The 21,158-nt window shown below is 66.8% G+C and carries 24 protein-coding genes; 12 read left to right on the top strand and 12 right to left on the bottom strand.

Going from position 1 to position 21,158, the window contains the following annotated elements:
• Window positions 1-132: 132 nt before the first annotated feature.
• The 7 genes from FOS14_RS16485 (at window position 133) to FOS14_RS16455 (ending at window position 5,667) form a co-directional block, all read left to right on the top strand.
• Complete coding sequence (locus tag FOS14_RS16485; protein ID WP_143771884.1) at window positions 133-855, top strand: GAF and ANTAR domain-containing protein; 723 nt, start codon at window positions 133-135, stop codon at window positions 853-855.
• Between the two features lie 72 nt (window positions 856-927).
• On the top strand, window positions 928-1,326 hold the full coding sequence (locus FOS14_RS16480; protein ID WP_143771883.1) for a hemophore-related protein: 399 nt from the start codon (window positions 928-930) through the stop codon (window positions 1,324-1,326).
• A 23-nt stretch (window positions 1,327-1,349) separates the two neighbouring features.
• A complete protein-coding gene (locus FOS14_RS16475) occupies window positions 1,350-2,057 on the top strand; it encodes a response regulator transcription factor (RefSeq protein WP_143771882.1) in 708 nt (235 codons plus the stop codon).
• The gene (locus FOS14_RS16470) at window positions 2,054-3,367 is read left to right on the top strand and encodes a HAMP domain-containing sensor histidine kinase (RefSeq protein WP_143771881.1); all 1,314 of its coding nucleotides are present in this window, start codon (window positions 2,054-2,056) and stop codon (window positions 3,365-3,367) included. The genes FOS14_RS16475 and FOS14_RS16470 overlap by 4 nt, the downstream gene beginning before the upstream one ends.
• Before the next feature lie 111 nt (window positions 3,368-3,478).
• On the top strand, window positions 3,479-3,925 hold the full coding sequence (locus FOS14_RS16465) for a hotdog fold domain-containing protein (protein WP_143771923.1): 447 nt from the start codon (window positions 3,479-3,481) through the stop codon (window positions 3,923-3,925).
• A 1-nt stretch (window position 3,926) separates the two neighbouring features.
• On the top strand, window positions 3,927-4,895 hold the full coding sequence (locus FOS14_RS16460; protein WP_143771880.1) for a DNA polymerase domain-containing protein: 969 nt from the start codon (window positions 3,927-3,929) through the stop codon (window positions 4,893-4,895).
• Window positions 4,861-5,667: a polyphosphate kinase 2 family protein gene (locus FOS14_RS16455; RefSeq protein ID WP_143771879.1), complete on the top strand. Its 807-nt coding sequence runs from the start codon at window positions 4,861-4,863 to the stop codon at window positions 5,665-5,667. Before FOS14_RS16460 ends, FOS14_RS16455 begins: the two co-directional genes overlap by 35 nt.
• A gap of 12 nt (window positions 5,668-5,679) precedes the next feature.
• On the opposite strand, the gene FOS14_RS16450 is transcribed toward FOS14_RS16455, so the two are convergent.
• The 5 genes from FOS14_RS16450 to pdxH are packed head-to-tail and all read right to left on the bottom strand — an operon-like array spanning window position 5,680 to window position 10,335.
• Complete coding sequence (locus tag FOS14_RS16450) at window positions 5,680-6,039, bottom strand: FKBP-type peptidyl-prolyl cis-trans isomerase (RefSeq protein ID WP_143771878.1); 360 nt, start codon at window positions 6,037-6,039, stop codon at window positions 5,680-5,682.
• 33 nt (window positions 6,040-6,072) lie between these two features.
• Window positions 6,073-7,380, bottom strand: coding sequence for a citrate synthase (locus FOS14_RS16445; RefSeq protein ID WP_255450390.1), 1,308 nt, complete (start codon window positions 7,378-7,380; stop codon window positions 6,073-6,075).
• A gap of 60 nt (window positions 7,381-7,440) precedes the next feature.
• Window positions 7,441-8,403 (bottom strand): aldose 1-epimerase family protein, encoded by a 963-nt coding sequence (locus FOS14_RS16440; protein ID WP_143771877.1) that lies wholly within the window; start codon window positions 8,401-8,403, stop codon window positions 7,441-7,443.
• Window positions 8,381-9,715: an MFS transporter gene (locus FOS14_RS16435; protein WP_255450389.1), complete on the bottom strand. Its 1,335-nt coding sequence runs from the start codon at window positions 9,713-9,715 to the stop codon at window positions 8,381-8,383. The genes FOS14_RS16440 and FOS14_RS16435 overlap by 23 nt, the downstream gene beginning before the upstream one ends.
• Window positions 9,712-10,335, bottom strand: coding sequence for a pyridoxamine 5'-phosphate oxidase (gene pdxH, locus FOS14_RS16430; RefSeq protein ID WP_143771920.1), 624 nt, complete (start codon window positions 10,333-10,335; stop codon window positions 9,712-9,714). The genes FOS14_RS16435 and pdxH overlap by 4 nt, the downstream gene beginning before the upstream one ends.
• A gap of 169 nt (window positions 10,336-10,504) precedes the next feature.
• Between pdxH and FOS14_RS16425 the strand changes: the two genes are divergently transcribed.
• Entirely contained in the window at window positions 10,505-11,632 is a 1,128-nt protein-coding gene (locus FOS14_RS16425; protein ID WP_370512244.1) for a citrate synthase 2, read from the top strand.
• Window positions 11,633-11,643: 11 nt separating this feature from the next.
• Here the strand turns inward: FOS14_RS16425 and FOS14_RS16420 are convergent, their stop codons facing one another.
• Complete coding sequence (locus FOS14_RS16420) at window positions 11,644-12,132, bottom strand: VOC family protein (RefSeq protein ID WP_143771876.1); 489 nt, start codon at window positions 12,130-12,132, stop codon at window positions 11,644-11,646.
• 63 nt (window positions 12,133-12,195) lie between these two features.
• Between FOS14_RS16420 and serC the strand changes: the two genes are divergently transcribed.
• The 3 genes from serC (at window position 12,196) to FOS14_RS16405 (ending at window position 15,022) form a co-directional block, all read left to right on the top strand.
• Entirely contained in the window at window positions 12,196-13,320 is a 1,125-nt protein-coding gene (gene serC / locus FOS14_RS16415) for a phosphoserine transaminase (RefSeq protein ID WP_143771875.1), read from the top strand.
• A 138-nt stretch (window positions 13,321-13,458) separates the two neighbouring features.
• On the top strand, window positions 13,459-14,256 hold the full coding sequence (gene sepH / locus FOS14_RS16410) for a septation protein SepH (RefSeq protein ID WP_143771874.1): 798 nt from the start codon (window positions 13,459-13,461) through the stop codon (window positions 14,254-14,256).
• A 28-nt stretch (window positions 14,257-14,284) separates the two neighbouring features.
• Window positions 14,285-15,022 (top strand): hypothetical protein, encoded by a 738-nt coding sequence (locus FOS14_RS16405; protein WP_143771873.1) that lies wholly within the window; start codon window positions 14,285-14,287, stop codon window positions 15,020-15,022.
• Here the strand turns inward: FOS14_RS16405 and FOS14_RS16400 are convergent.
• From FOS14_RS16400 to FOS14_RS16390, 3 genes are read right to left on the bottom strand one after another with little or no spacing between them, the layout of a single operon-like run.
• A complete protein-coding gene (locus FOS14_RS16400) occupies window positions 15,019-15,315 on the bottom strand; it encodes a DUF2537 domain-containing protein (protein ID WP_143771872.1) in 297 nt (98 codons plus the stop codon). The two genes, FOS14_RS16405 and FOS14_RS16400, sit on opposite strands and share 4 nt — an antisense overlap.
• Entirely contained in the window at window positions 15,315-16,121 is an 807-nt protein-coding gene (locus FOS14_RS16395; RefSeq protein ID WP_143771871.1) for an RNA methyltransferase, read from the bottom strand. Before FOS14_RS16395 ends, FOS14_RS16400 begins: the two co-directional genes overlap by 1 nt.
• 8 nt (window positions 16,122-16,129) lie before the next feature.
• Entirely contained in the window at window positions 16,130-16,567 is a 438-nt protein-coding gene (locus FOS14_RS16390; RefSeq protein WP_143771870.1) for a MarR family winged helix-turn-helix transcriptional regulator, read from the bottom strand.
• A 69-nt stretch (window positions 16,568-16,636) separates the two neighbouring features.
• Between FOS14_RS16390 and FOS14_RS25270 the strand changes: the two genes are divergently transcribed.
• The gene (locus FOS14_RS25270) at window positions 16,637-16,885 is read left to right on the top strand and encodes a DUF2530 domain-containing protein (RefSeq protein ID WP_255450388.1); all 249 of its coding nucleotides are present in this window, start codon (window positions 16,637-16,639) and stop codon (window positions 16,883-16,885) included.
• A gap of 4 nt (window positions 16,886-16,889) precedes the next feature.
• Here the strand turns inward: FOS14_RS25270 and FOS14_RS16380 are convergent, their stop codons facing one another.
• Genes FOS14_RS16380 through FOS14_RS16370 form a run of 3 tightly spaced genes read right to left on the bottom strand, consistent with a single transcriptional unit; the run spans window position 16,890 to window position 21,085 of the window.
• A complete protein-coding gene (locus FOS14_RS16380; RefSeq protein WP_143771868.1) occupies window positions 16,890-17,516 on the bottom strand; it encodes a TetR/AcrR family transcriptional regulator in 627 nt (208 codons plus the stop codon).
• 9 nt (window positions 17,517-17,525) lie between these two features.
• Window positions 17,526-20,264 carry a sacsin N-terminal ATP-binding-like domain-containing protein gene (locus FOS14_RS16375; protein ID WP_143771867.1) on the bottom strand — a complete coding sequence of 913 codons (2,739 nt, stop codon included), beginning with the start codon at window positions 20,262-20,264 and terminating at the stop codon, window positions 17,526-17,528.
• Window positions 20,261-21,085, bottom strand: coding sequence for a DUF3027 domain-containing protein (locus tag FOS14_RS16370; protein ID WP_143771866.1), 825 nt, complete (start codon window positions 21,083-21,085; stop codon window positions 20,261-20,263). Before FOS14_RS16370 ends, FOS14_RS16375 begins: the two co-directional genes overlap by 4 nt.
• Between the last annotated feature and the right edge of the window lie 73 nt (window positions 21,086-21,158).

The raw sequence follows: 21,158 nt of genomic DNA, 5'->3' as shown, positions 1-21,158 counted from the left end.
TCCAGAAATCGGACGATCGCGATATCGTCCACGTGAATGACACCTGGGTAGACCGAAGTTCACCCTGATCGTGGATGAGACGACCGTCAGCTGCGTGTAGGCTGACGCGCATCTACTAAGTGCAGGACGTGCATGACCAACGACAATGAGCCGGTCAGCGCCGCGACGGTGTTCGAGAACCTGGCCCAAATCGTCTACGCCGAGGGCGGCTACGAAGACGTTTACGCCGCAATCTGTATGGCGGCCACGATGATCGTTCCCGGGTGCGACCACGCCAGCCTCATGCTGCGCCAACACGGACAGCACGTCACCGTCGCGGCCAGCGACGATGTTGCTCAACGGGTCGATGACCTCGAGCGCGCAGTGGGCGAGGGACCGTGCGTGGAGGCCATCGACGGCGAGGCCGCCCAGGTGGAAAGTGACCTCACCGGCCAGAGTCAGTGGCCGGCGCTGGCCAAGGCGACGATCCGCACCACACCGGTTCGCGGTGCCATCGCATTCCGGCTGCGGGCGGGCGAACGCAAGGTCGGCGCGCTGAACCTCTTCAGCGACACACCCGGAGCGTTCAACACCGACGCCGCCGAACAGGCGAGCATCCTGGCATCGTTTGCCGCGGTCGCCGTGGCGTCGGTAACGCAAGAACACGAGGTCATCACGCTGCGTCGCGGACTCGAACATGGACGCGAAATCGGCAAGGCCGTGGGACTGCTGATGGCCCTGCACAACGTCGGTGACGCCGAGGCGTTCGACATCCTGCGCCGGGCCTCCCAGCACACCAACGTCAAGCTCGCCGAGCTGGCTCGCCGCGTGGTCGAACAGCATTGTGCTGCAACAGCTTCCGGTATCGAGGCGTAGGTCGTACGTTTCTCAGGCTTTAGCCAGAATCGCTTCATGTCCCTGCCATGAGCGCTGCCTAGAGTGAAATTCATGAAGACCATCAGCGCTCGATTGACTCGCACCGCCGTCGGCGTGACCGGGCTGGCCCTCGCCGCTGGCCTGGCCTTGCCCGGCCTGGCCGCCGCGGATCCCGCCACCGATCAGGCCCGTCCGCTCATCGACAGCCCGTGCTCGTTCGCCCAACTCGACTCGGCCCTGCACGCCGAGGCACCCGACATGGCCGCCCGGCTCGATGCCCATCCCGACCGCAAGGCAATGCTGGCGCAGTTCTTCAACCTGCCGGTCAACCAGCGCGAGGCTGCGCTGCAGAAATTCCTGGCCGATCACCCCGACGCCGCCAACCAGTTGCAGCAGGCGCAGAACGATCCCAGATTCCCCGGCGTTCGTGACAAGCTGCTGGAAGTGGCGAACACCTGCCAGAACTACTGACCGTCGTTGGGCAGAATGAGGGCGTGAGACCCGCAGCCGCGCCGCGCGTCCTTGTCGTCGATGACGATCGCGACGTCCTGGTGTCAGTGGAGCGCGGTCTGCGACTTTCCGGCTTCAGCGTGATCACCGCCGCTGACGGCGCGGCCGCCCTGCGCAGCGTCGCCTCCGATGCCCCCGACGCCGTTGTGCTCGACATCAACATGCCGGTGCTCGATGGCGTCGGGGTGGTCACCGCACTGCGGGCCATGGGCAACGACGTGCCGATCTGCGTGCTCAGCGCGCGAAACTCCGTGGACGATCGCATCGCCGGGCTCGAAGCGGGAGCGGACGACTACTTGGTCAAGCCGTTCGTACTCGCCGAACTCGTGGCCAGAATCCGCGCCCTGTTACGACGCCGCGCCGAGCCCGCCCCGCAACCGCCGAGCCAGTCCGGCATCACCGTAGGGGCGTTGGAGGTCGACCTGCCCGGCCATCGCGCGTTGCTCGACGGCCACGAAATCGAATTGACCAAGCGCGAATTCGAACTGCTCTCCACTCTCGCGCGTAACGCGGGCGTGGTGTTGAGCCGCGAGCGGCTGCTCGAATTGGTCTGGGGTTACGACTTTGTCGCCGACACCAACGTCGTGGACGTCTTCGTCGGGTACCTCCGCCGCAAGCTCGAAGTCGACGGCCACCCGCGGCTTTTGCATACCATTCGCGGCGTGGGGTTTGTGTTGCGAGAACCCAAGTGAGGCGCGCATTTTCGCTGCGTGCCCGGGTCGCGGCGGCAACGGCGCTGGGCGCGGCGATCATTGTGGTGATTCTCGGCTTCGCCGTCGCCCGGGTGATCGAAGCCAATAACCTCAAACAGATCGACCAACGCATCGACACGGCGTCGCGGTTGGTGATGTTCAACCCCGAACTGGCCGTGCAGATCATGGACGCGCTGCAAAGTTCGAGTGAGTTCGCGCTGACCATCTACGCCGATGGACAGGTGAAGGCGAGCACGCCGGTCGTGCTGCCGGAACTGTCCGACGGCTATCACACAGTTCGGGTGAATGGGGTGCCATACCGAGTGCGCACCACGCCCACCGCGCCGCCGGTCCGATCGGTCTCGCTGGCGCTGCCCGCCGCGGATGCGGAGCACGCCACCACGCGTCAACAGCGCGAAGTTGCCGCGGTCGGCGCCATCGCCATTGCCGCCGCGGCGGGGCTTGGTTGGCTCTTCGGCGGCCGCGCGGTGCGCCCGATCGTGGAGTTGACCCGACGCCTGCGGGCCGACCCGCCGCAATCGCCGCCGAACACGTCGGGGGTGCGGGAAGCGAACGAACTCGCCGACGCGGTCCGGACGATGTTGCAGCGCGTCGATGACGCACAGGCAGAGACCGCTGCGGCGCTGACCACCGCGCGCGACTTCTCTGCGGCGGCCGCACACGAACTTCGGACGCCGCTCACCGCGATGCGCACCGACATCGAGGTGTTGCGGACGCTTGACCTCGATGACGACCAACGGGCCGAGATCCTCACGGATTTGCAGCGGGCCCAAGGACGGGTCGAAGCCACCCTGTCGGCGCTGGAGCGATTGGCCTCCGGCGAACTCGCGGCCGGCAAAGAGCGCGTCGAGGCAGATCTGGTGGAGCTCCTCGATCTCGCCGCGCACGACGCCAAGCGCCACTATCCCGACCTGGAAGTCGCTGTCGAATCCGCGCCCTCGCTGGTGATCTGCGGTCTACCGGTCGGTCTGCGCCTCGCCATCGACAACGCGATCAGCAATGCGGTGAAGCACGGTGGCGCCCACCGGGTCCGGATTTCGGCCCGGCGTGACGACGCCGCGCGCATCGTGATCGCCGTGGACGACGACGGACGGGGCATCCCACCGCAGGAACGCACGGCCGTGTTCAAGCGCTTCTACCGTGGCGCCGACGCCACGTCGAGCGGGTCCGGGCTGGGTCTCGCATTGGTCGCGCAGCAGGCTCAGTTACATGGTGGCACTGCGTACTTCGAAGACAGTCCGCTCGGTGGTGCGCGGTTGGTGCTCGAGATCGACGGCAGCACCGCCTGAATGGCATCAACGGGTGGGTCGCGGCAGCACTTTACGGGACAACTTACTCATGAGTAAGGTAGGTGCATGACACAGTCACCTGTGAAGCAAGACGTTCCCGGCGCGCTGTCGATGTGGCGCAAAGTCGCCAACACGCGGGCGGGCCGCTTAGCGTTTTCCGTTGGTCTCTGGGCCAAGGCGCCCTACTTCGCCACCGCCCTGCCCACGGTCGAGAAACTCGAGCCGGGCCGCGCCGAACTCACCGCTCCCCTCTGGTTCGGCGTGCACAACCACATCGGCACCTTCCATGCCATCGCGGCCTGCAACCTGGCCGAGGCCGCGATGGGAATCGTGATGGAGGCCTCGCTACCGCGCACGCATCAGTGGATCCCCAAGGCGATGAACGTCGAGTACCTGAAGAAGGCGGAGACCGGTCTACGAGCGGTCGCCACGCTGGAACCGATCGATTGGGACTCGATCACCGAAGGCCGCGACGTGCCCGTCGACGTTTCGATCACCGACAAGGCCGGCGTCGAAGTCGTGCACGCGAAGATCACCACTTGGGTACGACCGCGCTGACATGGTTGCCCAAGGCGGCGAGCATCGGGCCGGCGTGGCGCTGACCCACCTCGACCAGCCGCTCTTCGACGGCGCCGAGGCGACCAAGCGCGACCTGATCGACTACCTCGATGCGATCGCCGACCGCATCGTGGGTGAACTGCGTGATCGGCCGCTGTCGGTAATCCGCGTCCGACCCGGCCAGCAGCCGTTCATGCAGAAGAACCTGCCCGACTACGCGCCGGACTGGATTCGCACGACGTCCGTGTGGGCGACGGCGTCGCGGCGCAACGTCCGCTACGCGCTCTGTGACGACCGGCGCACCTTGGTGTGGTTCGCCAATCAGCGCTCGGTCGAATACCACCCGACGCTGGTGCGGGCCGACGACTGGCAACACGCTACGCATCTGGTGCTTGATATCGATCCACCTGAGGGTGGACCGTTCGCCTCCGCCGTCTCCGCCGCGCTGCTGGTGCGGCAGGCGCTCGCCGACGCCGGGTTGGCGGGCGCGGTCAAAACCAGCGGCGCCAAGGGTCTGCACATCTACGTACCGGTCGAGCGCGGTACGACGATCGATGATGCGGCCGCCGCGACCCGGGCGCTCGCGGCCCGTGCCGAACGACTCGATCCGGCTATTGCCACAACAGCTTTCGTCAAGAGCGAGCGCGGCGGCAAGGTCTTCATCGACTCCACCCGGGTGGGCGGCGCAAGCCTCGCCGCCGCGTACAGTCCCCGCATCCGTCCCGGTACCCCGGTCTCGTTCCCCGTCGATTGGCGCGATTTGGACCGCATCGACCCGCAAAAATTTACGATTCGAAATGCGGCACAGTTACTCGGCGACGGCGATCCCTGGGCCGAGGCGCTTCCCGCACCCCAGCAACTGCCAGCCGAATTGCTGGCAGAAGGCCACGCCATCCCGGTTGCCCGGGTCCAGGCGATGCACGAAGGGAAGCGTCGTGCCAGACAGCAACGAGCCCGAGAGCACGAGTGAATCGCCGACCGGCCGGCTTGCCGATGTGGACCTGAGCGTCAAACTGTCCAAGTCCGACGGCAAAAAGAAATTGAAGAAGGCCCAAAAGCGGCTGCTACATCTTCGGCTCGCGCTCGGCGGGCAACTCGACGGCGATCACACGCTCGGGCCACCGTTGTGCGTGGTGTTCGAAGGCTGGGACGCCTCAGGCAAGGGCGGTGCCATCAAACGTCTTGTCTCCCAATTGGATCCACGGCATGTTCGGGTGCGCCAGTTCGCGGCGCCCACCCCCGACGAGCAGCGTCACCACTTTCTGTGGCGGTTCTGGCCGGCGCTGCCCGGGTGGGGCGGGATGAGCGTGCTGGACCGTTCCTGGTACGGGCGCGTGCTGGTGGAGCGGGTGGAAGACTTTGCCACCACCGAGCAGTGGCAGCGCGCTTACGGTGAGATCGTCGACTTCGAACGCACCCTGGCCGACGAAGGCATGATTCTGGTCAAGATCTGGCTGCACCTTTCGTCGGAGGAGCAGCTCGACCGCTTCCGCGCGCGGGAAAAGAATGCGCTGAAGAGCTGGAAGCTCACCGACGAGGACTGGCGCAACCGTGACCGGCGCGGCGATTATGAGGCCGCGGTCGAGGAGATGCTCGACCGCACCGACCACGAGGGCGGTCGCTGGACAGTCATCGCGGGCGACAACAAGCGCTGGGCTCGGGTTGAAGTCATCAGGACGGTGATCAAGGCCATCGAGGACGGCATGGCCGCCCACGGTATCGAGGTTCCTAGCGGTCCCTGACCGCCGGCCTGCTTAGCGCGCGTCGAGCAGGTCGATGACGAAGACCAGCGTCTTGCCCGAGAGGCGGTGCCCCGCACCGGCCGGACCGTATGCCAACTCCGGCGGAATGGTGAGCTGACGGCGGCCACCGACCTTCATGCCCGGAATGCCGTCCTGCCAGCCCTTGATCAGCCCGCGCAGCGGAAACTGAATGGACTCACCACGATTCCACGACGAGTCGAACTCTTCGCCGGTGTCGTACTCGACGCCCACGTAATGCACCTCGACGGTGCCGCCGGGGACGGCCTCCTTGCCGTCACCCTCGACGAGATCGGTGATGACGAGCTCCGTCGGCGCAGGGCCTTCTTGAAATTCGACTTCCGGCTTGGTCATTCGCCAATTCCTCTCGCGCTCGGGGTTGCGCCGTTAGCGTCCGTTGATGTCCTGGTACGGCCGCTCGCCGTACCCGGTGTAGATCTGGCGGGGACGACCGATCTTCATCGGTTCGGTGTGCATTTCCCGCCAGTGCGCGATCCAGCCCGGCAAGCGGCCGAGTGCGAACAGCACGGTGAACATGCGGGTCGGGAAGCCCATGGCGCGGTATATGACGCCGGTGTAGAAGTCGACGTTCGGGTAGAGCTTGCGCTCGACGAAGTAGTCGTCGGTGAGCGCGGCCTCTTCCAAAGTCTTTGCGATATCGAGCAATTCGTCGTCACCGCCGAGCTTGGAGAGGATGCTGTCGGCGGTCTCCTTGACGATCGCGGCGCGCGGGTCGTAGTTGCGGTAGACACGGTGACCGAAGCCCATCAGCTTGACGCCGGCCTCCTTGTTCTTCACCCGACGGATGAAGTCCTTGGTGTCGCCGTCACTTTCGCGAATGCGCTCCAGCATTTCGAGCACCGCTTGGTTGGCACCGCCGTGCAGCGGACCCCACAGCGCGTTGATGCCGCCGGAGATCGAGGTGAACAAGTTGGCGTCGGAAGAGCCGACGAGGCGCACGGTCGAAGTGGAGCAGTTCTGCTCGTGGTCGGCATGCAGGATCAGCAGCATGTCGAGCGCCTTGGCGACCTCGGGGTCCACCTCGTAGGGCTCGGCCGGGAATCCGAAGGTCATCCGGAGAAAGTTCTCGACCAGGTTCAGCGAGTTGTCCGGGTACAGGAACGGCTGGCCGACCGACTTTTTGTAGGCGTAGGCGGCGATGGTCGGCAATTTGGCCAGCAACCTGATGGTGGACAGTTCCACTTGCGCTTCGTCGGTCGGGTCGAGGGAGTCCTCGTAGTACGACGACAGCGCATTGACCACGCTGGACAGCACCGGCATCGGGTGCGCGTTGCGCGGGAAACCGTCGAAGAAGTGCTTGAGGTCTTCGTGCAGCAGGGTGTGGCGGCGGATCCGGTCGGTGAAATCCTCCAGTTCGGCTGCCGTCGGCAGTTCGCCGTAAATGAGCAGGTAGCTGACCTCGATGAAGGTCGACTGCTTGGCCAACTGATCGATCGGGTAGCCGCGGTAGCGCAGGATGCCCTTTTCACCGTCGATATAGGTGATCGCGGACTTGGTCGCGGCCGTGTTGGCGAATCCCGGATCGAACGTCGTATATCCGGTGGTGGCCAACAGCTTGCCCAGATCAAGGCCGTCGTTCCCTTCGGTGGCCTTGACGATGGGCATCTCGAACTGCCCACCGGGATAGCTCAGCGTCGGAGTCGTGTTCTCGGCGCGGTCGTTGGATGTAGCCACGAAGGATCCCTCTCAGACTCGAACTGTCCGAACCTGCGCGGTTGGCGCGGGTCCAGTCGGTTAGACGCTAGTCGCATCTGAACTCTTTCGCCCAGGGAGGGTCGCGTTGCGCAACCCCCACCGCGCCTGCCACGACTCCCCTGGCTCCAGGACGATCAGATCGGTCCCCGAGTTGAATGCGTTCGGCGGGCAGGTCATCGGCTCGATCGCCAGGGCTCGCCCGCGATTCGGGTAGGCCTGGTCATGGTCCGGGTCCGCGGTGAAGGCCTGAACCCAGGCGAACGCCGGATCGGTCCACAGCACCGCACCGGTGCCGTCCGGCGCGCGCAGGGTGTGGCACACCTGCCCGTTCTCGTCGTCGCTGACGGAGGTGAATGGCGTGTCCATCCATACGCCAGCCAGTTTGCGCGGGGAGGTGAAGTCGTATTCGGTGCCCTGCACCGGAAGTACCGGCCCTTCGGGCAGCATCCGCTCGGGTTCCATCGGCTGGTAGGACCGCGCCGACAACTCCAGGGTGCAGTCGTCCAGCGGGGTGTCGCCGGCGCGGACGAAGCTGTGCATGCCGAGGCCGTAGGGCGAGCGCTGTTCGCCGGTATTGGTGGCGTAGTGGGTGACGGTGAGGCCGTCGTCGCTCAGTTCGTAGCGCACCGCGACACGCAGCGAGAACGGCCAGCCGGGATGCTGGCCGACGTCGATCGATAACCGCACCGCGGACTCGGTGTGCTCGTCGAGGTCCCAGTCGCGGCGCCGGCACAGGCCGTGACTGGCGTTGTGCCGGGCCGGTTCGGTGATCTCCAATTGGTATTCGACGCCGTCGAAGATGTACTCGCCGTCGCGTACGCGGTTCGGCCAGGGCACCAAGATCAGGCCCGCGGACAGCGGAGGTTTGGTGCCCGCCGGCCAGGTCTCCGTCAACGGATACGGCTGCCCGTCGACGGTTGCTTCGAGCATGCGCAAGCCGGCGCCGGTGGCGACGATCTCCGCGCGGTAGCCGGCCGATTCAATCGGAAAGGTGCCCGTCATGGGGATAGTCTGCGACGGCCGCGGCCGCGCTGTCAGTCGATCCGGTGGTTGTGGGCCGATGCGTCGGCACCCGGTAGCGCACGAACGCCGGGATCAGCGCCGCCGCGATCAGCACGCCGATCACCACGAGAACACCGCCGCCTGCGGCGGCCGCGGCCGTCCCGACCGCCGCGGCAGCGAAGCCGTGGGACAGATCGCCCAGCCGCGGGCCGCCGGCCACGACGACCGTGAACACGCCCTGCAGTCGCCCGCGCACCTCGTCGGTGGCGACCTGCTGCAACATCGTGCTGCGAAACGCCGCCGAGATCATGTCGGCCGCACCGCCGAGCGCCATGAAACCGAGCGCGATCCACAGCCAAAGGGTGCTGCCCCCTGAACCGACAGCAAACCCGAAGCCGACCAGCGCCAATCCCCACACCACGATGCAGCCGACCACGGCCCGCCCCTGGTACCGCACCCGCGGCAGCCACCCGGAGAACACTCCGCCGACGACCGCGCCGACCGACATGGAGGCGTACAGCAGGCCCAACGCCATTCCGCCGTCGACCGGATCGCCAAATGTCTGCTGGGCGATCTGCGGGAACATCGCGCGCGGCATGCCGAAAACCATGGCGATGATGTCGACCACGAACGAGGCGAGCAGCACCCGCTGGGTGGCCAAATAGGCGAAGCCGTCGAGCATCTCCCGGATACCCGCGCGCCGGGCCGACCCCGTCGGCGGCAGCGGCGGCAACCGAAACACGGCCCACAGGGTGGCCAACAGGGCGATGGAGTCGATCAGATACAGCATCGCCAACCCGACCGCCGGGATCAGCACGCCGGCGAGCACCGGACCGGCGATGGCGCCGAATTGAAACACCGTCATGTTCAACGAGTTAGCGGCCACCAGTTGCTCGCCCGGCAGGATCCTGGGCAGCAGCGCGCTGCGGGTCGGCTGATTGATGGCGAAGAACGCCTGCTGCACGGCCAGCAAAGTCAGGACCAGCCACACGTTGTGGTTGCCCAGCGCGGCTTGCGCCCAGAACCCCAGCGACGTCAGACCGAGGCCCGAACTCGACACCAACAACAGCGATCGACGATCCAGCACGTCGGCAAGGGCGCCGCCCCACAATCCGAACCCGATGAGCGGCACCAGCGCGAACACACCCGCCAGCCCGACGTACGCGGAGCTCTGCGTGATGTCGAAGATCTGCTTAGGCACCGCCACGACGCTGAGCTGACCACCGATGACGGTGACGATGCTGCTGACCCACAGCCGCCGAAAGTTGTTGTTGCGCAGCGGTGTGGTGTCCGCGAAGACGCTCCGGCTCAAGGCTGCAGCCGCTCGGCGATCCAGCGGCCGTCGGCCGCGGTGACGCGAATTCGGTTGTGCAGGCGGCTCTCCCGGCCCTGCCAGAACTCGACACTGGCCGGGCGCAACAACATGCCGCCCCAGTTCGGCGGCACCGGGATCGGCTGCCCGGCGAAGCGCGCAGCGGCGTCGGTCAAGGCCTGCTCGAGCTCGGCACGAGACCCGATCGGCTGGGACTGGTGGGATGCCCACGCCCCCAGTTGGGAGCCGCGCGGCCGAGTGGCCCAGTACAGCTCGGTAGTGTGCCGGGAAACCCGCTCCACGCGGCCGCGCAACGTGACCTGACGGCCGATCAGCGGCCAGGCGAAGGTTACTGAAGCGTTCGGGTTCTGTTGGAGCTGAATGGCTTTCGCCGACCCGTAGTTGGTGTAGAAGGTGACACCGTCGGGCGCAATGCCCTTGCACAATACGGTGCGAGTGGCCGGGCAGCCGTCGGCATCAACCGTGGCCAGCACCATGGCGTTGGGTTCGACCACCGAGGCCGCCATCGCGTCGTGCAACCACCGGCGCAGCACCGGTTCCCAGCCGTCGCTGAGCCAGGTTTCGTCGAGGTCGTGATCCCCGCCGTAGCTACGACGCATCGCCGCCAGATCGGTTCCGGCGAATTCGGGTTGCTGCTCGGACACCACGGCGCATCAGGCTACTCCCAGGTAGGGTCCGTGCCCGCCCGCACGTCCTCGAGGACTACAGTTCTCGCGAGAGTTTGGTTGCCCAACCCCGACCGCGACCCGGATGGAAGAGAGCGCAGTGATGCCGAGCGCGACCGTACCCGCCGACTTTGTCCCCGGCCTCGAGGGCGTCACGGCCTTCACCACCGAGATCGCCGAACCCGATAAGGACGGCGGCGCACTGCGGTATCGGGGCGTTGACATCGAAGAGCTGGTCGGCCGCAACGTCACGTTCGGGGACGCATGGGCGCTGCTGGTCGACGGCAAGTTCGGGCACGGGCTGCCTCCCGCCGAGCCGTTCCCGCTGCCGGTGCACACCGGCGACGTACGGGTCGACGTCCAGGCCGGACTCGCCATGCTCGCGCCTATCTGGGGCTATGAGCCGCTGCTGGACATCGACGACGACACCGCGCGTGAGCAACTGGCCCGCGCCTCCGTGATGGCGCTGTCCTACGTGGCCCAGTCCGCCCGCGGCATCTACCAGCCTGCCGTACCGCAGGCTCGCATCGACGAATGTCCCACTGTCACAGCCCGTTTCATGACTCGATGGAAGGGTGAACCGGACCCGCGGCACATCGAGGCCATCGACGCCTACTGGGTGTCGGCCGCCGAGCACGGCATGAATGCGTCCACGTTCACCGCGCGGGTCATCGCCTCGACGGGAGCGGACGTCGCTGCCGCGCTGTCGGGCGCGATCGGCGCCATGTCGGGCCCGCTGCACGGCGGCGCGCCGGCCCGGGTGCTGCCGATGATCGAGGAGGTCGAAAAGACCGGCGACGCGCGAGCGCTGGTGCGCGGCATCCTCGATCGCAAGGAAAAGTTGATGGGCTTCGGACACCGCGTGTACCGCGCCGAGGACCCACGGGCCCGTGTCTTGCGCGCCACCGCCAAGCGACTGGAGGCGCCGCGCTACGAGGTCGCCGCCGCCCTCGAGCAGGCCGCGCTCGACGAATTGCGTGAGCGGCGGCCGGACCGGGCTATCGAGACCAATGTCGAGTTCTGGGCCGCGGTGATTCTCGACTTCGCCGAGGTTCCGGCGCACATGATGCCGGCGATGTTCACCTGCGGCCGCACGGCCGGTTGGTGCGCGCACATCCTCGAGCAGAAGCGACTGGGCCGCCTGGTCCGCCCCGCGGCGATTTACACTGGGCCGGATCCCCGGTCGGTCGAATCGGTCGAGGGCTGGGCCCAGATCGCCCAACCGGCCTAGGCTCGAGCAACCTAGGCCGAGTCGCTTTCGTCCTCTGCTGCCCGGCGTAGCTCGGCGATGTCGATCTTGCGCATGCCCAGCATCGCCTTCATGGCGCGGTTCACCTTCTGTGGGTCGGGTCCGCGGAACAGATCCGACATGCCGGTCGGAACCACCTGCCAGGACAGTCCGTACTTGTCCTTGAGCCAACCGCACTGGCTTTCCTGCCCGCCATCCGCGATCAGCGCGTTCCAGTAGCGGTCCACTTCCTCCTGGGTGTCGCACGGTATTTCCAGCGAAACGGCCTCGGTGAAGTGGAATTCCGGCCCGCCGTTGATGGCAATGAACGGTTGGCCGTCTATCTCGAACGACACCGACATGACCGCACCCGCTGGACCGGGCCCGACCTCTGGATAGTTCGTCACCTCGAGGATGCGCGAGTTGGGAAAGATCGATACGTAGAATCCGGCCGCCTGTTCGGCCTGGTCGTCGAACCAGAGATTCGGGATGATTGCGGGCATTGCCTCCTCCTTCGACACGGATGTGGTCGGCGTCATACTTGGCTACCAATTAACCTGTACCCCATGACCGCCGCCTTACCGACCATTCCTGCCGATCTCAAGCCTGCCGACGGACGCTTCGGCTGCGGACCGTCGAAGGTGCGCCCTGAGCAGCTGCAAAGCCTCGTCGAGGTCGGCGCCTCGGTGTTCGGAACAAGTCACCGGCAGAAGCCGGTCAAGGACGTGGTCGGCCGGGTGCGGACAGGGCTGCGTGAGCTGTTCTCGCTTCCCGACGGCTACGAGGTGGTGCTCGGCAACGGCGGCACCACCGCCTTCTGGGACGCCGCGGCATTCGGACTCATCCGGGAGAAGTCGCTGCATCTGACCTACGGCGAGTTCAGCTCGAAGTTCGCCACAGTGACCAAGAAGAACCCCTTCATCGGCGACCCGATCGTGGTGAGCTCGGACCCGGGCAGTGCCCCCGAGCCGACCTCGGACCCGTCCGTCGACCTCATCGGCTGGGCCCACAACGAGACCTCGACCGGCGTTTCAGTTCCGGTGCAGCGGCCCGCTGGTTCGGAGAACGCGCTGATCGCCATCGACGCCACCTCGGGCGCCGGCGGACTGCCGGTGAACATCGCCGACGCGGACGTCTACTACTTCGCGCCGCAAAAGTGCTTCGCCGCCGACGGCGGACTGTGGATCGCGCTGATGAGCCCGGCGGCGTTGGAGCGGATCGCGGAGATCAAGGACTCGGGCCGCTTCACCCCGGAGTTCCTCTCGTTGCCGATCGCCCTCGACAACAGCACGAAGGACCAGACCTACAACACCCCGGCAATCGCCACGCTGCTCATGTTCGCCAACCAGATCGAATGGCTCAACGGCAACGGCGGACTCGACTGGGCTGTCAAGCGCACCGCTGACTCCTCCTCGCGGCTGTACTCCTGGGCAGAATCCAGTGAATTTGCGACGCCGTTCGTCACCGACCCGGCGCACCGGTCGCAGGTGGTCGGCACGATCGACTTCAACGACGACGTGGACGCCGCCGCGGTAGCCAAGATTTTGCGGGCCAACGGAATCGTGGACACCGAGCCCTACCGCAAGCTCGGCCGCAACCAGCTGCGCATCGGCATGTTCCCGGCGATCGATCCCGACGACGTATCCGCACTGACCTCGTGTGTCGACTGGGTGGTCAACAACCTCGGTTGAGAGCAAAACGCGCCAGCTTAACCGTGCGCTTGCCGGACTGCCGCACATCGCCCCTGCGTGTCACCGCCGATCAAGGTCACAGGTGTATTACTGTCAGCGGGACGGGCAGTATCGCGGGATCGCGATAAGGAGGTCACGGTGCGGGAACTGAAGGTTGTCGGCCTCGAGCCCGACGCCAAACACATCGTCTGCACGGATAAGGAATCCGGCGACAAGTTCCGCATCGCCGCCGACGACCGGCTACGTGCCGCGCTGCGCGGCGACCTCGCCCGCTTCGGACAGATCGAGATCGAGATGGACGCCGCTTTGCGACCGCGCGAAATTCAGGCCCGCATCCGCGCCGGTGCGAGCGTGGAGCAAGTTGCCGCGCAGTCCGGTATGCCGGCAAGCCGCGTGGAGCGGTTCGCCTACCCCGTGCTGCTCGAACGCTCGCGGGCCGCACAGCTCGCGCAAAAGGGGCATCCGGTGCGCGGTGACGGGCCCATGGTCAACACCCTCGAGGAAGTGGTTGGCGCAGCCTTCCGCGGTCGCGGCCACAATCTCGAGCAAGCCGAATGGGACGCCTGGAAACACGAAGACGGCTACTGGGTGGTGCAGCTCGAGTGGCAGGTCGGCCGAACCTCCATCGCGGCCCACTGGCGGTTCCAGCCGGACGGCCACGGCGGGTCGCTGACCGCCCTCGACGAGGCGGCGACCGACTTGGTCGACCCGGACTTCGGCCGGCAACTGCGCGGGCTGACGCCCGTGCCGACCCACAGGCCGGAGAAGGTCACTGAGCAGCACACCCTCGACGAGTACTACGACGAGGTGCCCGACGAGCCTGTGCACAACCCCAAGCAAGCTCCGACGCATCCGAACCCGAAGGACCGGCGCGGCAAGCCGGCCATGCCGTCGTGGGAGGACGTGCTGCTCGGCGTGCGCAGTTCGGGTCATTAACAGGTAACGCGACAGCGGACATCACAGCGTGCTGGGGAAATTTTCGACGATCTGGTATGTCGACGTACCGGATCCAGCGCAGGTTCTGCGCGACTATCCCGACTCCGATGCCGACGCGGCGGCCGCGCTCGCCGCACGGATGTTTCCAGACCACGACGCGGCGCACCGACCGCCGGTACCGCTGCGGCAAGCCGCAGCCGCTCGACCGGGCTTGGTGTCCATCGGCTGCTTCGGTCCCGTCACCGTCGTCTGCACCCCCGAACTGTCGCTCGCCCGACCAGGCACGCTGTCGCCCAACTGGATTCGGCCACTCGCCGCCGAGCACAGCTACCTGATAGCGGCCGATCCCGCCAACCGGTGGGGCTCGTTCGCGCAGTGGGAACGCGGTGAGCTACGCCGCGCCTTCAGCGCGACACGAGTACACATCATCGAGGACGACGGCCTGCCGCAGCCATGGGAGCTGCCCTTCTGGTCCGGGGAGCACCCCATTTCGCACGACCCCGGTGTGCTGCCCAACCCCCAGTCGCTACCCTTCGATCCGCAGCATTTTGCGGTCAACGCGAGCGCCGAATGGCTCGGCATCGGTTACGGGGCAACCGATTCTGGCGACGACATCAACGCAGACAAGCTGACTGTGTGCTGCTTCGAACTCCGCAACCCCGCCGCGCAAACGCGGTCACCGGACTTGGTAGGTGAGGCGGAACCTGCAGCCACGCAAGGCAACCCGGTGCTGAGAATGCTGCGCCGGTTCGTTGGTGGCGATTAGGCCGCCGACACCACCAAGCCGAACCAACCGAGAACCACGCCGATGGCGACACCCAGGACGATCCAGCGCACCATCGGCAATGTCCGCCAGCGCCACAGGGTCGGTGCCGCGCCGGTGGCGGCCACGAGGTTGATGACGACCGCCAGGATCGGATTGATCCGGGCCAGCGCGGTGCCGAACGCGAAGACGGCGACGGTGAGCAGGGCGGCCACGATCGCGGTCACGGTCAGTCCGGTGGCCCAGGGGGTTGGTTCGGGCACGCGGCGCGTGGGTTGCTCACTGTCCAGGGTCATCACCCGGCCATCCTGACACGTTCGTAGAACGCCATCGCGGCAGCTGTCGCGACGTTGAGCGAATCGGTGCCGGGCGCCATCGGGATGCGCGCCCGCACGTCGGCCTGCCGCATCGTGTGCTCGATCAGTCCCGGCCCCTCGGCGCCGAGCAGCAATGCCACGCGCTCGCCGGTCATTGCGCTCGCCAGCGGCTGTGCGGTGGGGTCTGGAGTGAGCGCAACGATTTGAAAGCCAATCTCGCGCAGGAGATCCAGATCCGCCGGCCACGCCGACAGCGAAGCGAACGGCACCCGCAGCACATGCCCCATCGACACTCGTACCGCCCGGCGATACAGCGGGTCGGCGCAGCGTGCACCGAACAAGATCGCGTCGGCGCCGAGCCCCGCCGCGTTGCGGAAGATCGATCCGATGTTTTCGTGGTCATTGACGCCCTCGAGCACCGCGATCGTGCGGGCCTCGTCGGCCACCTGCACCGGATCCAGCGACGGCGGACGGTACGCGGCCGCGAGGACACCGCGGTTGAGGTGGAAGCCGACCACGTCGGCCATCACCTCGGCCGATGTGCGATAGAACGGCGCGTCGGACAGCCCGAGATCGGCGTCGAGTTCGGCCCGACGGCGATCGACGCCCAGAAACGCGAACGGCGTGAACCGCGAGCGCAGCATCCGCTGCACCACGAGCACGCCCTCGGCGATGACCAGTCCCTTGCCCTCGGGCAGGTCGGGGCGGCGATCAACCGAATTCAGGTCGCGAAAGTCGTCGAGTCGTGAGTCAGCGGGATCGTCGATATCGATGATGTGGGCCAAATTGCGCCCTATTCGGACTTCTTCACGATGTCGGAGATGATCGTGACGGCGTCTTGAAGAGTTCGCAGTTGCGCTTCGTCGAGGCTCGACAACTGCTCGGTCATCCACGCCTCGCGCGCGCTCTCCTCATCGGCGATCAGTGCCTGACCGGCGTCGGACAACGACACGATGATCTGGCGCCCATCGGTGGGATGCGGTCGCCGCTCGACCAACCCGACGTCCGCGAGCGACGCGATGACCCGCGTCATCGACGGCGGCTGCACCCGCTCACGAGTGGCCAACGCACCCGGCGTCATGTCGCCGTAGCGGCTGAGTGTGGCCAATGCGGAAAGCTGAGTCAGCGATACCTGAGATGCCGCTCGCCGTCCACGCAGATGACGCGTCAAGCGAACGACAGCCAGGGACAGATCACTGGCGAGAGTTCGCAGATCAGTCGACGTCGTCACAGGCTCACAATACGGCAACGATCGGGTCGAGATCGTACAAACTTCCCTCACGCCGGTATCCTCGCGCGCGTGAGCGAACAGCCCGATGTGCCGCAGATACCCGCACGATTCACCGACCCGCGCCCGGTCGTCGCCGTCGGAACGTTGGCTTGGGTTATCGCAACCCTCGTCGTGTGGGCAAGCGGTGATCGGTGGGCCGTGGCGCTGCCCACCTGCTGGGCCGGCATCGCGGTGGGCGGCCTGGCGTACACGATCTTCTGGATCCAGCGTCGCGCCGCACGCCGCGGCAGCAAGGGCGCCCAGCAGGGGCTGCTCTGAAGCCTCAGCTTGCTTGCGCCGCAACAAGATCAGCGATCACATCCAATTGATCGTTGGCCGCGGCACTGTCCTCGTCGACAAGCCAGCGCAGCACCAGCCCGTCGATCATGGACAGCACGAGACGACTCAGCGCAGTCACCGGAAGCCGCCAGGTGGTGGCCGTCAACTCGCGCACCTTCTCCAGCATGTCGACCAGGGTGGCGTTGTTGAACTCGTATTGTTCGCGCGCGATGTCGCGCTTGCCCGGGTCGGTTTCGGCGGCGCGCAGCGAGTAGGTCGTCGTCTCGTATGTCAGCAGTTGCCGGTCGTAGGTCTGCTCGACGTTGTGCCACATGGCTGCCAAGGCCACCCGGATCAGGGTCCGCAGCGCCGAAGTGCCCCGTTCGTGCCAGTCGATCACCTGTTGGTCCGCCTCGACCGAATCGCGCAACTCCATGGCGAGGGCCTTGACCACCTCGGTCATCAATTCGTCTTTGCTGTCGAAGCAGTAGTGCACCACGCCCAGCGAGACCCCGGCCGCTCGCGCGACATCGCGAGTAGTGACCGCGGCGACCCCCTTGCGCTCGGCCAACCCGATCGCTGCCTCGATCAGGCTGGAGCGCCTCTCGTCAATACTCAATCTGGACGACACGGAATCGAGTTAAACACTCGAGCCGAGGCCGCGAACCGTTAGGTGGGTTCGACCGTCCGCATCGACCCAGGCCGGCAACCGCCGCACACCCTCGACCGCGCCGGTGAGCCGGACCTGCAAGTCGTCGTGGACCTCGATCGATCCCGCTGGTAGCGGCAGTCCGAGACAGGCACACGCAAGGACCGCCGCCGGCTCCGCCTCCCAACTGCTCGTCCGTCCCGAACTCATTACCTCGCCGCGCACCGCTTCGCTGGTCAGCGGCAGATCCACCAACCGAGACAGTGCGGCGGCGGTGGCGATGTCGCCGAGCACGAGCCGATCCGGCGAGACTGCGGGCGCCAGCCACGGCGCATCCAGCACCATGGCGGCGTCGGGTTCCACCAGCGCACCGGACACTGTGCGCACCAGCGCGGGCAGCACGACCGCGTCCGCGTCGATCCTGCCCGAGTCCGCCGCGGTCGCGAGCAACCGGTAAGCCGTGGTGATGACTCCGGCCGTCGGGGTCCGCTCGCTGTCGGACAGTCGGTCGATCAGCAGCTGGGCGAGGTCGGTGTCGACATGAGCTGGATCGGCGAGGCAAGCCGTCAACGCATCGGCCTGCGGATGGGTCAACTCGTCGAGGAGTCCGGCAAGCGTCCGATCGGCCGCGGAGCGCAAGTGCCCGAGCGGCTGGCCGTCGATGTGCGCGTGCCGACGCAGCCACCAGGCGGTGTAGCCGTCTCTGTCGGCAAGCACCGGCAGCAGCTGGGAGTCGGCGGCCAGCATCGTCAGCGCCGCAGGCCAGGCTTTGTCCTCGACCAGATCCAGGTCGCGCACGGCGACAAGGGTTTCCGGATCTTCCGGCAACCCTCGCCACCACGCGTCTTCGTCGTCGAGCGCGTGGTCTGGGCCGGTCGGCAGGTCCACCCGGAGCACCGCGAATCCCCAGCCGACACCGATGCGGCGCAACGCGTCCGCGCCGAACCGCTGCACGAGGTCCGGATCGACTGCGGCGAACGGCGAGTCTGCCACCACAACTTCGGCGAGCGGTGCGTCCGGCAGCAGCAGCTCGTCAGCAGGCCGCAGTTCGCCGTCGACGTCGGGAAGCGGCAAGAGCCCCAGCCAGCTCGGCAGGTCGCCGGTCGCTACTCCCGCCAGCGCCAGCACGCCGTCGACGAGTTCCGCGGGGTCCGAATCGATCTCGTCGCCGCGATCGATGGCTTCCACCATGTCCTGCAGCGCGGCGTCGGCAAGTAGATCCGCCGCGGCGGCGCTGCGCGCACCGAGTCGACCCAAGAGGTCATGGGCGGCATCGGGATGGACCAACCGTGCCCAACCCACCCGCGCCTCGACCGTGATGTCGCTGCCCAACAACACGGTTCGGGGACCGGTAACCAACCGGCCGTCAGCCAGTGGTACCGGAAGCGCGCCGAGTTCTTCAGCCGAAACATTGTCCACCACAAGCGGTTCAAGCGCCGCGTAGAGATGCCGCCACCACGTCGGTGGACGCTCGATTCCGGCGAGCAGTTCCGTCAGATGCGCCAGTCCTACTCGATGCACGTCGACGACGGCCAACACCGACTCGGCTGCGGGAGTGGATAATTCCGGCGGCAGCAGGCCGGGCACCACATCCGTGAGCAACTCGGCCAGTTCGCTGGTGAGGCCAGGCAACACCGACGCGGAGCCGGGCGGTATCGGGACTTGCCGGTCCAGGGCCGGCAGCCAGGCGTGGCGGCGCAGGTTGTCGAGCACGGCTTCACGCAAGATTCCGTCCACTTCGCTGCGCGCAAAGCCGGGCGCGGGCACCATCGCGAGCCGGTCCTCGACCGGCAGACTGCGCACAAAATCGGCGTAGCCGGTGGCGAGTTGGGCGACATGTGCCCCGGGCAGAACCCGGCGGCGATCGGGCTGCATCGCGACGGCACCGATGATGATCGCCGGAATCGACAACTGTTCGTCCGAGCGCGTCGGCGCCCGCAGCACATCGTCACGCACGGGTCTGACCCGACCCGACCGACCGATCGGCGCCAGCCAACGAACGGTGCCGGCGTCGTACTGCCACCATCGGTCAGCTCCGATGGCCACCTCGGTGCGTTCACCGACCGGTCGCTCGTCCCGGCGCCATTGCTCGTCGCCGATCCAGATAGACTGCAGCGCGGGCAATTCCAGGAGAATGTCGGCGATCTCGTGGCGGAGTTGCATCAACACCACGTCGAGGTCCACATCGGCGCGCAGTTGCAGGACCACCTCGGTGTCGTATCCGGGCAGCGGGTCAGCCCGCACCGCCCACGGTAATCGCAAGACCGGCGGTCGGGCATCGAACTCAATAGCGTGCTCGTGCAATGTGTTTCGCGTCTGCGTGAGCGAGAAGCGCACGGAGCCGGCGGTCGAACGCACCTCTACCTCGTCGGCCACCGACAGCACCGCGGTGAATCCGACACCGAACCGGCCGACCGCATCGGCTCGCTTCGCCGATGCCCGCAATGCCGAGAGCGCTTGCACGCCGGCAACATCTAGCGGCGCTCCGGTGTTTGCGACGTGCAGCGTGTGGTCGGTAGACCAGACCCGCATCTGTCCGACTACGCCGGCCTTGACGGCCGCGTCGGCGGCATTCTGGGCGAGCTCGGTGAACAGACGGTCGCGGTAACCCGCGCGCACGAAATCTGACTCGGTGGTCGCATCCTCGCGCAACCGCGTCGGCGATGTAGCCCAGGACTGCAGAGTCGATGCGCGCAGCGCGGCGGTGCCGAACGGGTCCGCGGCGCTCAGTTCGTCGATTGCAAATCCTGCTGATTTGGATTCGTCGAGGTCTGCGGTTGTTCGACCACTTCGATAGCGGCATCGTCATACGCCTCGAAGGCGGGAGAACCAGCGCCGGTCGGCAGCTCGGTGTCCGAGTGCGCGCCGCAACCGTACTCGGCGTCCACGACGCGGCCGTCGGCGGCGAATTCGTTGCCGCAGACCCCGAAGCCCGCGTGCAACGATCCGGCCAGCGGCAAGTAGAAACCGCACAGCGCGCAGATGGACGGCGCGGCCTTGGCCATCTCGGACTCCGGGCCGAATTCGCCGTCGTGCCAGCGCTGCGCCGCGGCCAGGCGGCCCTCGCGGCTCATCACCTGGCGACGTCCGAAGCCCACCTCGTAGGCGACGTCATCGATCTCCGGGTCACCGGTAGCCACATAGCCGGGCACCAGTCGGGGGTCGTCGGTTTGCGGGGCGAGCAGATCTCCGGGCGCCAGGTCGCCGGGGCGCACCCGCTCCTCCCACGGCACCCACCCTGGAGCGATCACGGCATCCGGCCCCGGCAGCAACGCGGACTCGCTCACGGTCACCGCGTCCGAGTCCGGATCGGCAGCCACCACGACGGCCCATTGCCAGCCGTGGTAGCCGGGCAGATCGGCGGCAAAGCGGTGCGTCGCCGCGCATTCATCCTCCGCCGTCACACCCAGATATGCCCCGATCCCGACCTCACCGAGGTCGTTGAGGGCAGCACGGGCAACCTCCACCGCATCGGCAAGGATCGGGCGCACCTCGGTGCTGCCGGCGCTGGAGGTCACTTCGGACGAAGAAGCGATGCTCACGACACCCATTTTGCCGCATCGGGCGACACTTGCCGACGCGGGATCCGCCCCCTTCGCGCCGTGACAAACCGTAGGACAGAAT

This window comes from Skermania sp. ID1734 (assembly GCF_007489285.1).
Lineage (GTDB): Bacteria > Actinomycetota > Actinomycetes > Mycobacteriales > Mycobacteriaceae > ID1734.
Note: the sequence above shows the minus strand (reverse complement) of the source record. Positions and strands in the feature narration are given on the sequence as shown.